Raw genomic sequence first — 13,824 nt, forward strand, 5'->3', positions numbered from 1 at the left:
AACAGCAATGGCAAATCTGTTTTCGTTAATTTTAGTGCTGGCAACCATAGTGACCGGGATTATCTGGGCGCTGGATCGGTTCCTCTGGGCACCTAAGCGTCAGTTGAAAATCGACGCGGCGGCGGCCAATGCCGGTGGTCAGGTGGATGCTAAAACCTTAGAAGCCGTTGCGCCTCAGCCTGGCTGGGTCGAATCCACCAGCTCTATGTTTCCTGTGATAGCAATTATCATGGTATTTCGCTCGTTTATATATGAGCCGTTCCAGATCCCATCCGGATCGATGATGCCAACTTTGCTGGTTGGCGATTTCATTCTGGTTGAAAAATTTGCTTATGGTCTGCGTGATCCTGTTTTCCGTCATAAACTGGTGGAAACAAGTGAACCTGAACGCGGAGACATTGTTGTCTTCAAATATCCGGTCAATCCTAACGTGGATTACATTAAACGCGTTGTGGGATTGCCGGGCGATTTAGTTCGCTATAGTGACAATAAGCAGATCTGTATTGCACCCAAAGGCACAACAGAATGTAAACCTGTCATGATGAGCCAGATGCACGACAGTGACTTTGTTCAGAACAGAACCCGGCTGATCCAGTTTACTGAACAGCTTGGTGAGGCGAAACATGACATTCTGATCCATCCGTTAAGACCGAATCAGACGTTTGATTATCAACCGCGTCCTGGTCTTGCTGAGTGGGTGGTGCCTGAAGGTCACTACTTTGTGATGGGTGACAATCGTGATAACAGTGCGGACAGCCGCTACTGGGGATTCGTGCCGGAAGCAAATCTGGTTGGCAAGGCGGTCGGGATCTGGATCAGCTTTGAATTTGAACGAAGTGCCGATAGTGTACTTCCCTCTTGGATTCCTACCGGTGTGCGCTTCAGCCGCATCGGAGGCATAGACTGATCGGGAAAAAATGACATCTCCTGTACAAAGACTCCAGCGTAAGCTGGGACACGAATTTAAGAACAGCGAATTACTGACCCTGGCGCTGACACACAGAAGCGCCAACGGGACGCACAACGAGCGTCTGGAGTTCCTGGGTGACTCTATCCTGAGCTTTGTGATTGCCGATGAGCTGTACCATCGCTTCCCTAAAGTCGACGAAGGCGACATGAGCCGGATGCGCGCCACTTTGGTTCGGGGCAAAACGCTGGCTGAATTAGGCCGCGAATTCGAGCTGGGTGACCATCTGTTGCTGGGGCCGGGCGAACTGAAAAGCGGCGGTTATCGCCGCGATTCCATTCTGGCTGACTGTGTCGAAGCCATTATTGGGGCAATTTACCTCGACAGTGATATCGAATGTGTCCGCCAGATTGTTTTAAGCTGGTACCAGAGCCGTCTGGACACCATACAACCCGGTATCAACCAGAAAGACCCGAAAACCCGTCTGCAGGAATGCCTTCAGGGGCGTCGTTTGCCGCTTCCGGCATATACTGTAACTAAGGTACAGGGTGAAGCACACAATCAGGAATTCACTGTACAGTGCGACGTCTCGGGGCTGGATAACCCTGTGGTTGGTAAAGGCGGTAGTCGGCGCAAGGCTGAGCAGGCTGCGGCAGAACTGGCATTGAAGCAGTTAGAATCATGACAGATAAAACACATTGTGGCTTTATTGCCATCGTTGGCCGTCCGAATGTCGGTAAATCAACACTGCTGAACCGTCTGGTCGGGCAGAAGTTGTCGATCACCTCGCGTAAACCGCAGACCACCCGCCACCGGATTATGGGCGTGGATACCCGAGACGGCTATCAGGCGGTGTACGTAGATACCCCCGGGCTGCATATCGAGGAAAAGCGCACCATCAACCGCCTGATGAACCGTGCGGCCAGCAGCTCGCTGACCGATGTTGAGCTGGTGCTGTTTCTGGTGGACGGCACCATGTGGACACCGGACGATGAAATGGTGCTCAACAAGCTGGCGAAAAGCGGTCTGCCTGTGGTGCTGCTGGTCAATAAAGTCGATAACGTCAAAATGAAGTACGATCTGTTCCCGCATATGCAGGAGCTGGCGAAAAAAATGGACTTCAAGGCTATCGTCCCAATCGCCGCCAAGCACGGTACCGGAATTGAGGATGTTGAAAAGATAGTCCGTGGTTGCTTGCCGGAAGGGGAGTATTACTTCCCGGAAGAGTACGTGACCGATCGCTCGCAGCGCTTTATGGCTTCCGAAATTATCCGTGAAAAGCTGATGCGGTTTACCGGCGAAGAACTGCCGTATTCTGTGACGGTTGACATCGAACGTTTTGATTATAATCCGGAAACCGATGGCTTTGATATCAACGGCCTGATTCTGGTTGAGCGTAAAGGTCAGAAAAAGATGGTGATCGGCAAGGGTGGCGAGAAAATCAAAACCATTGGCCGTGAAGCCCGCCTCGACATGGAAGATCTGTTCGAGCGCAAGGTGTACCTTGAGCTGTGGGTGAAAGTGAAATCCGGTTGGGCAGATGACGAACGCGCCCTGCGTAGTCTTGGCTATATCGACGATCTTTAAGGACAGCGATGGAAGGGTTGCAGCGCTGTTTTGTTCTGCACTCTCGTCACTACAGTGAGACGAGCCTGATCCTGGACGTCTTCAGTGAAGAGTCCGGTCGGATCACCCTGATGGCTAAAGGTGCCCGCCGCAAGCGCTCCAATCTCAAAGGAGCGCTTCAGCCATTTACCCCCTATTCATGAAATGGACTGGCCGAGGCAGTATGCCGGTTCTGACCCATGCCGAGCCGATCAGTATCGGGCTGCCCATGCGCAGCTATATCCTGTATTCCGCCTTGTATGTGAACGAGATTTTGGCTCGGGTACTGGAAGTTCAGACCCCTTATCCTGCCTTGTTTCTTGATTATCTCAACGTGCTGAGAGAGCTTGCTCAGGCGGACAACCCTGAACCTGCATTGCGCCGCTTTGAACTGGCGCTGCTGGATCACTTGGGTTACGGGGTGGACTTTCTTCATTGTGCCGGCAGCGGGCTGCCGGTTGACGATGAAATGACGTATAACTACCGGGAGCAAAGAGGTTTTATTGCTTCTCTGGTTGCCGGCCAGCTGACGTTTACCGGACGGCAACTGAAAGCCATTGCCGCCCGGCATTTTGAATCCCAGGATCAGCTCAGGGCAGCAAAGCGCTTTACACGTATGGCCCTGAAACCGTATCTTGGCAGCAAACCATTAAAAAGCAGGGAATTGTTTATCCCTAGAGGAAGGAGTACCGCTACATGAAGAATATACTGCTCGGCGTCAATATCGACCACGTTGCGACTTTACGCAATGCCCGCGGCACCCGGTACCCGGATCCGGTGCATGCGGCAGAAGTGGCAGAACGCGCAGGCGCTGATGGTATTACCATTCATTTACGCGAAGACCGTCGTCATATTACTGACCGCGATGTCCGTATTCTGCGCGACACCATTCAGACGCGTATGAATCTGGAAATGGCCGTGACCGATGAGATGGTGCAGATCGCGCTGGACACCCAACCTGAGTTCGTCTGCCTGGTGCCGGAAAAGCGTGAAGAGCTGACCACAGAAGGCGGCCTGGATGTGGTGGGTCAACTGGACAAAGTGAAAGCGGCAACCGAAAAGCTGACCGCGGCTGGTATTCTTGTGTCTCTGTTCATTGATGCGGATCGCGCGCAAATTGATGCCGCAGTGGCCTGTGGCGCACCTTATATTGAGCTGCATACCGGCCATTACGCCGATGCGGCATCGGACACAGAGCAACAGGCCGAGCTGAAGAAAATTGCTGCCGCTGCCAGCTACGCCCATGATCAGGGCATTAAGGTCAATGCCGGCCATGGTCTGACTTATCACAATGTCAAACCGATTGCCGCCCTGCCGGAGATTTACGAGCTCAATATTGGTCATGCCATCATTGGTCGCGCCGTGTTTGACGGCCTGCATAAAGCCGTGGCAGACATGAAAGCAGTGATGCTGGAAGCGCGCTGGTAACATGGCCATCGTCGGTCTGGGGACAGACATTGCTGAAATTGCCCGTGTCGAACATGTGCTCGCCCGTGCCGGTGAGACGTTTGCCCGGCGGGTACTGACACCTGAAGAGCTCACTATTTTCAGTCAGCATAAGCAGGCAGGCCGCTATCTGGCCAAGCGTTTTGCGGTCAAAGAAGCGGCTGCCAAAGCGCTGGGAACAGGCATCGCCTGCGGTGTCTCGTTTCAGGATTTTACCGTCACCAATAACGAACGCGGTAAGCCAGAATTAGCGCTGGCTGGCAAAGCTGCCGAACTGGCCGCGCAGATGGCGGTCCGCCATATTCATCTGACTATAGCCGATGAAAAACACTATGCCGTCGCAACCGTCATTTTAGAAACGGGCTGAACGCGCAATCCGTCCGCCAGAGATAAAGAAAGGGAAACGTTGGTTTCCCTTTTTTTGTCATGAAATAAACGGGATGGCACGGGCCAGATTTGACGTCAGTGCCCAATCATGGGGGGACTGGCAGATCACGGACCTGCCAAGCAGCCAAAAGCACAAAACCAAAAGCACAAAACAAAGCAGAAAGGATCCCCCTTTCTGCCTGATGGGGATTACTGCCGGTAGGCTTGTGACGCCCTGACGACATTGTTCATTTCGTCGATTAGTTCGAACAGTTCCGGTTCCAGATCTGTGGCTGAACTTCCGGCTTTGAGCTGGGTTTCCAGGGTGTAGCAGAGGTTTTTCAGCCTCGGCACGCCACTGTAGGCGCAGCTGCCATGCAGCTTGTGGATGGATGGCCACAGGTCTATGTCTTTGCCGTCCAGCACTTCATTGACCAGCATTTCCACTTCGGGCATAAAATCGAGCAGCATTTGCAGCATGTCCCGGGCCAGGCCTTCTTTGCCGGCGGCCTGTTTCAGTGCCAGATCCCAGTCCCAGCTGACGTTATTGTTCTCTGTATCCGGCTTAACGGATGGCGCTGAGGCAGCCACCGCAGGCGCTGAACTGTTGTTCTGGGGCTGCGGAATCCATTTGGCCAGCATCTGCTGCAATATCTGTTCTTCAATCGGCTTGGTCAGGTAATCGTCCATCCCGGCTCGAAGCAAGCGTTCACGTTCGCCGGCCATGGCATGGGCAGTGACTGCGATCACGGGCGTATGGCTGTTCAGCGTCGTTTCATGAATCGCCTCACAGGCTCTGACGCCGTCCATCTCAGGCATCTGAATATCCATGAAGATCAAATCAAAGGCTTTCTGCTGCGCGTATTCCACGGCTTTACGACCGCCGGTGGCGGTAATCACGGTTTCTACCCGTTCACTGAGCAGGGCGGCAATCAGTTTCAGGTTGGCCGGATTGTCATCGACCGCCATCACGGTGAGCGGCAGCAGGGCATCGTTCGCGGCAGCCAGTGGCAGCGGTTCAGGCTCATCCTGCTGATCAGTCTGGCCAATTAAGGCATCAAACAGTTTGCGTCGGGCCAGCGGTTTACCCAGACAAGCCGTCACACCGGCACTGAGCAAGCGTTCCGACAAGGCCAGCTCTGTGGTGGGCAGGCACACCAAGACTTTGTCGGCCAGTTGCTCGGCTTTAAAGACTCTGTCCAGAATGGTGGCCAGCGGCGGCTGTTCGCCCGGTGACAGGCAGAGCAGGGCAAAGTCGTGATGTTCGACATCGTCCTCCGGCATGTCGGCCCGGTAGGTTACATCCAATCCTGCTTGCAGCAGGCGTTGCTGCAGCACGTTGGCCGCCTGCAGGTTGGGTTCGATCAGCAGCAGGTGGCGGTTTTTCAGCTCGCTGGTATCGATTGGCTGAGATACCGGCAGATCCGTTTTGGTCAGTTTGAGGGTGAACCAGAAGGTGGAACCCTGGTGCAGGCGACTGGTCAGGCTGATCTCGCCCCCCATCTGAGTGACCAGTTTCTGGGTGATCACCAGCCCCAGCCCAGTGCCGCCATAGCGGCGTGAAATGCTGGCATCGGCCTGGCTGAATGCCTGAAACAGCTGTGCTTGCTGGCGCTCTGAAATCCCGATCCCGGTATCGCGGACCATGAATTGCAATTCGAGGCTTTCATCGCGATCGGCTTTGAGTTCAACGGCAATATCGATGTTGCCGCGCTCGGTAAATTTCACTGAGTTACCGATCAAATTGGTCAGCACTTGCTGAATTCGCAGTGGATCGCCAATCAGGCCGGTTGGAATACGCTGATCAACCCGTAGGGTCAGTTCCAGGCCTTTCTCATGGGCGCTGGGGGCCAGCAGGCGCATGACTTCATCCAGCGAGTCGGTGAAGTCGAACGGAATATTTTCCAGTAGCAGTTTCCCGGCTTCCAGTTTGGAAAAGTCCAGAATGTCATTGATGATGGTCAGCAGGTTGTTGGCGGATTTCTCTATCGTCAGCAGGTAATCGTGCTGACTGGCACTGAGCCGGGTTTTGAGCATCTGGCGGGTAAAGCCGATGACGCCATTCAGCGGTGTCCGCAACTCGTGAGACATATTGGCCAGAAATTCGGATTTGACCCGGGCGGCTTCCTGAGCACGTTTTTTGGCAATATCCAGCTCGACGTTCTGGATTTCCAGCTGCTCAAGGGTTTCACGCAGATCGGAGGTGGCCTGATCGATGCTTTGCTGCATTTCGATGTGGTAGTCCGACAGCGAAATGGCCATGGCATTGATACCGTTTTTCAGGTTATCCAGCTCGCCCAGTAACTCGCCTTCAATCCGGATATCGAGATGCCCGCGGCGGATTCTGTCTACCACACTGATCATGTGTGAGATCGGGCGGGTGACATCCCGCATCAGCCGATAGGCAAACAACCCCGACAGGATCAGGCCCAGCAGCAAGACCATCAGCGCCGTAAAGACTTCCTGATATTGCTGCAGCCGCAGCGGGCTCATATCCATTTCAATGGCAATGTAACCCAGTGCTCTGGCCTGAAACCCCGGTGCCGACAGGTTACTCTGCTGGGCTTCTGTCAGTATCGGCGCCCGCATGATCATGGTGCTGTCATTGATGATGATGTCAGGCAGGAAGGGGATCGGCTGATCATCGGGGAACATCAGCGCCTCAAAATTCCGGTGGAAATTTGAGGTCACAAACAGCTCATTATTACCGTCAAAAACCGCAATACTGCGTACAATATCGGAATGCTTGCGATGGGCATAGCTGATGATGCGTCTGACCGCTTCACGATTATGATCTGCCATACCGTATTCGGTGGCAATCGCCAGCGGCTCGATGATGCTGGTGCCGGTTTCAATCAGCTGATGCTCCAGATCACGGTAGCGGCTCAATGTGAAAAATGCGCTCAATAGCAGGCCAATGATCAGGGTTGGTGCTAATGTCAGGGTGAAAACCCGGGCGCGAAGTCCGTATTTGGTCATGGTTACAAGAATTCGATTCTGTGGGAGAATTGCTGTCTATGCTGGTCACGCAAGCATGTTCCAGCCCTTAGCTTAATGAATCTTTACCGTAGCGACAATTGAAGTCGATTCGGCGTTGCCTTGAAAAGGCGACAGAACACCGTGAGTTACAACATTATGGCACGCTTTTTTAAGCCGACTAAACGAATTGTCAGCGACACCAAACACAAAGAAGTGACGGTTTCTCGTCTCGACCATCTGGGCTCAGGCATCGCTCATCTTGAGCGCAAACCGGTTTTTATTCCGGGATTGCTGCCAGGCGAACGTGCGCTGGTCCAGCTCACCGACAATAAAAAACACTATGCCCGGGCCAAAGTCATCAAACGGCTGACTGACAGTCCTGAGCGCATTACACCTCAGTGTCCTGTCTATGACCAGTGTGGCGGGTGTAACTTGCAACATCTCTCTCATTCTGCCCAGGTATCGGCCAAGCGTCAGGCTCTGGGGGAGTTGATGGCGAAGTTTGCCTTGGGGGAGAAAACGAGACGGCGACGGCATTTGTGCAGGACGAACCTGTGACCGGAGAGACATGGCAGTACAGACGGAGCGCGCGTTTCAGCCTTAGGTTTGAATCCGGCAAAGGGCTGTGTTTCGGTTTTCGCCAGGAGCAGAGCAAAGCCATCGTTGATATTGAACATTGCCCTGTACTGGCGGCTTCGCTGAATGCGCTGCTGCCGCCTTTGCGTGATTTGCTGGCGCAATTGCAGGGTCGCCGGAACCTGGGGCACGTCGAGCTGGTCGAAGCCGATAATGGTCCTGTGGTGCTGATCCGACATCTCAAGCCATTTTCTGACCCGGATATGACGAGCATTCAGCAATTTGCTGACAGTCATCATGTTATGCTTTTCCTCGCTCCGGGACCGGATGAAGTGACTCAGCTGGCAGGTGACACGCCTTGCTATGTCGTGAATGGTTTGACATTGCAGTTCTCACCGAAAGATTTCATTCAGGTCAACCGGACGGTGAATGCCCGGATGATCGCGCAGGCACTGGACTGGCTGGATATTCAGCCGCAGGACAGAGTACTGGATCTTTTCTGCGGACTGGGTAATTTCAGTTTACCGCTGGCGCAGAAAGCACAACACGTTGTCGGTGTCGAAGGTGTGGATGAGATGGTGCAGCGCGCCAGTGCCAATGCGGCGCTGAATCAGCTGGCGAATACGGCTTTTTATCAGGGTAATCTTGAGCAGGGGATTGAGTCGTTCAGCTGGGCCACAAACGGTTTCGACAAAGTGTTGCTGGATCCGGCACGCGCTGGTGCTGCCGGGGTAATGAAAGAAGTGGCCGCCTTATCGCCCAGCCGGATTTTATATGTGTCCTGCAACCCGTCGACGCTGGCGCGGGACAGTCAGGTACTGCTGCAACAGGGCTATCAGTTGCAACGGCTGGGTATGCTGGATATGTTTCCCCACACGGGGCATTTAGAATCTATGGCACTGTTTATCCGGACCTGATGCCAGGCTGAGCCTGCGAAGGCCGCCGGGAGTAACAGAAAAGCCATCCGTAATCACGCTATACAGGACAGAATCATGGTCGCAGTTCGCGGTGCGCATTTAAAGGAAAACGCTAAATTTGAGTTGGTACCCTGGGTAGAGAGTCTGCTGCAGGATGCTAAAACCTCGGACCGTCTGATCCAAACTTATCAGCGCTGTGAAGCGCATCTGGACAACAAGGAAGCGGCCGGTCAGTTATTGTGGCGTGGCCGGGAAATGGTTGAAATCCTGGTGATGCTCAGTATGGATACTGACACTCTGGTGGCGGCCCTGCTGTTCCCGCTTGTTGAAGGTGGCTTCTACAAGAGCGATGACATCAAAGAGGAATACGGCCAAACCATTCTGCAAATGGTCAAGGGTGTCAAGCAGATGGCGGCAATCAGCCAGCTGAATGCCATCAAAGAAGGCGCGGCACAATCGGCACAGGTCGATAATATTCGCCGCATGCTGCTTTCTATGGTGGACGACTTCCGCTGCGTGGTGATCAAACTGGCCGAACGCATTTGTAATCTGCGCGAGGTGAAGGACGAGCCGGATAATGTTCGCCGTGCCGCCGCGCGGGAGTGTTCCAATATTTATGCTCCGCTGGCCAACCGTTTGGGGATCGGTCAGCTGAAGTGGGAAATCGAAGACTACGCGTTTCGCTACAAGCACCCGGAGACTTACAAGCAGATCGCCAAACAGTTGTCTGAGCGTCGTATCGACCGGGAACACTACATCGATCATTTCGTGAAGGATCTGGATGAGTCGATGAAAGCCTCGAATATCAAGGCTGAGGTGCATGGACGCCCGAAGCATATCTACAGCATCTGGCGCAAAATGCAGAAAAAGAATCTGGCCTTTGATGAGCTGTTCGATGTGCGTGCGGTGCGTATTATCGCGGACCAGCTGCAGGACTGTTATGCGGCACTGGGGGTGGTGCATACCAAATACCGGCATCTGCCCAAAGAATTCGATGACTATGTGGCCAATCCCAAACCCAATGGGTATCAGTCGATTCACACTGTGGTGATCGGCCCGGAAGGCAAAACCATTGAGATCCAGATCCGCACCAAGCAGATGCACGAAGAGTCTGAGCTGGGCGTGGCCGCACACTGGAAATACAAAGAATCCGGCACCTCCGCCGGCGCCCATTCTGCCTATGATGAGAAAATCAACTGGCTGCGTAAGCTGCTGGCCTGGCAGGAGGAAATGTCCGACTCTGGCGAAATGCTCGAGGAGCTGCGCAGTCAGGTCTTCGACGACAGGGTCTATGCCTTCACCCCGAAAGGGGATGTGGTTGATCTGCCCTTGAATGCCACGCCGCTCGATTTCGCCTATCACATTCACTCTGAAGTGGGTCACCGTTGTATCGGGGCCAAAGTGGAAGGGCGAATTGTCCCTTTCACCTATCACCTGCAAATGGGTGATCAGGTCGAAATCATCACCCAGAAAGAGCCGAATCCGTCGCGTGACTGGCTGAATCCGAACCTGGGCTTTGTCAATTCCAGCCGGGCACGCGCTAAAGTACATGCCTGGTTCCGCAAGCAGGACAGAGATAAAAACATCACGGCCGGCCGGGAGATTCTGGAGCAGGAACTGCAGAAAATCGGCGCCACCATGAAAGATGCCGAGTCCTACGCCCTGAAGCGCTTTAACGTGAACTCGACCGATGAGCTGTTTGCCGGGATCGGCAGCGGCGACCTGCGCATCAACCAGGTCATTAACCACATCAATGCGCTGGTTAACAAGCCGACGGCTGAAGAAGAAGATCAGCAGCTGTTGGAGCGTTTAACCGAGGCGGGCAGCAAGGCCAGCCAGAAAAAACCGCAGCGCGATGCTGTGGTGGTGGAAGGGGTGGATAACCTGATGACCCACCTGGCGCGTTGTTGTCAGCCCATTCCCGGCGATGACATAGTCGGCTTTGTGACCCAGGGGCGGGGGATCTCTGTGCACCGCAGCGACTGTGAACAGCTGGAAGAGCTGCGTCATGTTGCGCCGCAGCGGATCATTCATACCGTCTGGGGCGGCAGCTTTGCCGGACGCTACACGCTGACCGTCAGGGTAACCGCTTCTGAGCGTAACGGCCTGATTAAAGATCTGACCAACACCATGCACAATGAAAAGGTCAAAGTGGCCGGGGTGAAAAGCCGGATCGATTTCAAAAAGCAGATGGCGATCATGGATTTTGATATTGAACTGACCGATCTCGACAGTCTGGGCAGACTGATCCTCCGCCTGGAGCAGGTGAAAGATGTCTTTGAAGCCAGACGACTGCACTGATCACATACTATCGACAGAACAGGCCCCGGCCCGTTTTGTGCGAAATAACAACCCGACACAGAGCACAGGAAAACCATCATGAGCGATAAGCCCATCAGCACCTTACTTTCCATCATGACGCAGCTGCGCGACCCGCAGCGGGGGTGCCCTGGGATCTCAAACAGGACTTTGCCTCGATTGTGCCGCACACGCTGGAGGAAGCCTATGAAGTGGCAGAGGCCATTGCCGCAGAGAACTGGGATGAAGTGAAGGAAGAGCTGGGCGATCTGTTATTTCAGGTGATCTTCTACAGCCAGCTGGCGAAAGAACAAAGGTTATTTGATTTTGATGATGTGGTCGGTGCGATCAATGACAAACTCATTCGTCGCCATCCTCATGTTTTTGCAGACAAGAATTTCGCCGATGAAGCTGCGATCCATGCAAATTGGGAAGCGGAAAAGGCCAAAGAGCGTGCAGAAAAAGGGCAGGATGACAGTATTCTGGCTAATATCCCTAAGGCGATGCCTGCGCTGAACCGGGCCGATAAAATCCAGAAACGTTGCGCCCGGTTGGGTTTTGACTGGCCAACACTGGGACCGGTGGTTGACAAAGTGCAGGAAGAAATCGACGAAGTGATGGAAGAAGCCCATCAGGCGGTGCCTGATCAGGAACGCATCGAAGAGGAGGTCGGCGATCTGCTGTTTGCTGTGGTGAACCTGAGCCGTCACCTGAAAGTGAAACCGGAAATGGCCTTGCACAAAGCCAACCGTAAGTTCGAACGCCGGTTTCGCGCAGTGGAACGCTGTGTGCTGGAACAGGGCAAGTCGATTGACGCTTGCTCACTGGATGAGCTGGATGCCGAGTGGGAAAATGTTAAGCGCAAGGAAAAGTCTGTTTCAGCAACAAAGTAAGCACTAACCCGTAAGCAGACTTTCCGTCAAGGATACCGGGCTTGATTTGGAACAAAAAGCGTCTGGGTTTACTGTGATAGTTTTCACGTTGTGGCAATAAAATGTGTCTGGTATACTAATTTCCCGTCCAGATACTTTTTATCCTCTACACCAATCTTCCAGGTTAAACATGACAACGAATTACATTTTTGTGACGGGCGGTGTTGTATCCTCCCTAGGTAAAGGTATTGCTGCAGCCTCACTGGCGGCCATCTTAGAGGCCCGTGGTCTGAAAGTGACCATGATGAAGCTAGACCCTTACATTAACGTTGATCCAGGCACGATGAGCCCGATTCAACACGGTGAAGTATTCGTTACGGAAGACGGTGCAGAGACCGACCTTGACCTTGGTCACTATGAGCGTTTTATCCGTACCAAGATGACCAAGCGCAACAACTTTACTGCTGGCCGTGTCTATGAAGACGTGCTGCGTAAAGAGCGTCGCGGTGACTATCTGGGTGCGACCATTCAGGTCATCCCTCATATTACGAACGCTATCAAAGAGCGTGTGATTGCCGGTGCAGAAGGCCACGACGTCGCGATTGTCGAAGTGGGCGGTACGGTCGGTGATATCGAGTCCCTGCCATTTATGGAAGCGATTCGCCAACTGGGCGTGCAGCTGGGCCGTGAGCGTGCAATGTTTATGCACCTGACTCTGGTGCCTTACCTGGCCGCGGCCGGTGAAGTGAAAACCAAGCCTACTCAGCACTCAGTGAAAGAACTGCTGTCTATCGGTATTCAGCCGGATGTGCTGATCTGCCGTTCTGACCGGATGATTCCGGCCAATGAGCGAGCCAAGATTGCCTTGTTCTGTAACGTGCCGGAAAAAGCCGTTATCTCCATGAAAGACGTTGACTCCATCTACAAGATCCCTCAGCTGATCAAGTCGCAGGGTCTGGATGAGCTGGTGTGTCAGCGCTTTGGTATTACAGCGCCGGAAGCCGATCTGAGTGAGTGGGAGCGCGTGATTTATGAAGACGCCAACCCGACCGGTGAAGTGACGATTGGCATGGTGGGTAAATACACCGAACTGCCGGATGCCTATAAATCAGTGAATGAAGCACTGAAGCATGCGGGCCTGAAAAACCGCTTGTCTGTGACCATCAAATACGTCGATTCGCAGGATGTTGAATCAAAAGGCGTAGAAATGCTGGCAGGTCTGGATGCGATTCTGGTACCGGGCGGTTTTGGTGGTCGTGGTGTTGAAGGCAAGATCATGACAGCGCAATATGCGCGTGAAAACAACATCCCTTATCTGGGCATCTGCCTGGGTATGCAGGTGGCGCTGATCGAGTTCGCCCGTAATGTGGCGGGCATGAGCGGTGCTCACTCGACGGAATTTGACGCCAAATCACCGTATCCTGTGGTGGGCCTGATCACTGAATGGGTCGACAGCGAAGGTAACGTGGAAGAGCGCACGGAAGAGTCGGATCTGGGCGGAACTATGCGTCTGGGTTCTCAGCTGTGCCATCTGGAAGAGGGCAGCAAAGCCCGTGAAATGTACGGCAGTGCAACCATTCACGAGCGCCACCGTCACCGTTACGAAGTGAACAATAATCTGTTGCCTCAGCTGAAAGAAGCGGGCCTGAAAATCTCCGGCCTGTCTGCTGACAAGAAGCTGGTAGAGATTATCGAAGTGCCGAATCACCCTTGGTTTGTAGCGGCTCAGTTCCACCCTGAGTTCACCTCAACACCTCGCGATGGCCATCCTTTGTTTGAAGGATTCGTCAAAGCGGCTGGTCAGCACCAGCGCGGTGAGTTCGAAGAGAAATAAGTTACAAACAGCTGTTGCACATGG

8 protein-coding genes and 3 pseudogenes are annotated in these 13,824 nt (G+C 53.6%); 10 read left to right on the forward strand and 1 reads right to left on the reverse strand.

Annotated elements, in window-relative coordinates:
• Positions 1-7: 7 nt before the first annotated feature.
• The 6 genes and pseudogenes from lepB (at position 8) to acpS (ending at position 4,325) form a co-directional block, all read left to right on the forward strand.
• Positions 8-907 carry a signal peptidase I gene (gene lepB, locus P4S53_RS11945; RefSeq protein WP_337112857.1) on the forward strand — a complete coding sequence of 300 codons (900 nt, stop codon included), beginning with the start codon at positions 8-10 and terminating at the stop codon, positions 905-907.
• Positions 908-917: 10 nt separating this feature from the next.
• On the forward strand, positions 918-1,592 hold the full coding sequence (gene rnc / locus P4S53_RS11950; protein WP_337112858.1) for a ribonuclease III: 675 nt from the start codon (positions 918-920) through the stop codon (positions 1,590-1,592).
• The gene (era, locus tag P4S53_RS11955) at positions 1,589-2,494 is read left to right on the forward strand and encodes a GTPase Era (RefSeq protein ID WP_192015730.1); all 906 of its coding nucleotides are present in this window, start codon (positions 1,589-1,591) and stop codon (positions 2,492-2,494) included. The genes rnc and era overlap by 4 nt, the downstream gene beginning before the upstream one ends.
• Before the next feature lie 8 nt (positions 2,495-2,502).
• Positions 2,503-3,212 (forward strand): annotated as a pseudogene (gene recO, locus P4S53_RS11960) (DNA repair protein RecO).
• A complete protein-coding gene (pdxJ, locus tag P4S53_RS11965; protein ID WP_337112859.1) occupies positions 3,209-3,940 on the forward strand; it encodes a pyridoxine 5'-phosphate synthase in 732 nt (243 codons plus the stop codon). The pseudogene recO and the gene pdxJ overlap by 4 nt, the downstream one beginning before the upstream one ends.
• A gap of 1 nt (position 3,941) precedes the next feature.
• Entirely contained in the window at positions 3,942-4,325 is a 384-nt protein-coding gene (gene acpS / locus P4S53_RS11970) for a holo-ACP synthase (protein ID WP_337112860.1), read from the forward strand.
• Positions 4,326-4,534: 209 nt separating this feature from the next.
• Here the strand turns inward: acpS and barA are convergent, their stop codons facing one another.
• Positions 4,535-7,303, reverse strand: a complete 2,769-nt coding sequence (gene barA / locus P4S53_RS11975) for a two-component sensor histidine kinase BarA (protein ID WP_337112861.1) — start codon at positions 7,301-7,303, stop codon at positions 4,535-4,537.
• 156 nt (positions 7,304-7,459) lie between these two features.
• Here barA and rlmD point away from each other — a divergent pair.
• From rlmD to P4S53_RS12000, 4 genes and pseudogenes are all read left to right on the forward strand, one after another.
• Positions 7,460-8,796: pseudogene (gene rlmD, locus P4S53_RS11985) on the forward strand (23S rRNA (uracil(1939)-C(5))-methyltransferase RlmD).
• Between the two features lie 75 nt (positions 8,797-8,871).
• Positions 8,872-11,097, forward strand: a complete 2,226-nt coding sequence (gene relA / locus P4S53_RS11990) for a GTP diphosphokinase (RefSeq protein ID WP_337112864.1) — start codon at positions 8,872-8,874, stop codon at positions 11,095-11,097.
• Positions 11,098-11,175: 78 nt separating this feature from the next.
• Positions 11,176-11,987 (forward strand): annotated as a pseudogene (gene mazG, locus P4S53_RS11995) (nucleoside triphosphate pyrophosphohydrolase).
• Positions 11,988-12,156: 169 nt separating this feature from the next.
• Positions 12,157-13,800: a CTP synthase gene (locus tag P4S53_RS12000; protein WP_027253561.1), complete on the forward strand. Its 1,644-nt coding sequence runs from the start codon at positions 12,157-12,159 to the stop codon at positions 13,798-13,800.
• Positions 13,801-13,824: the final 24 nt, after the last annotated feature.

This window comes from Photobacterium sp. Hal280 (genome assembly GCF_037162255.1).
Lineage (GTDB): Bacteria > Pseudomonadota > Gammaproteobacteria > Enterobacterales > Vibrionaceae > Photobacterium.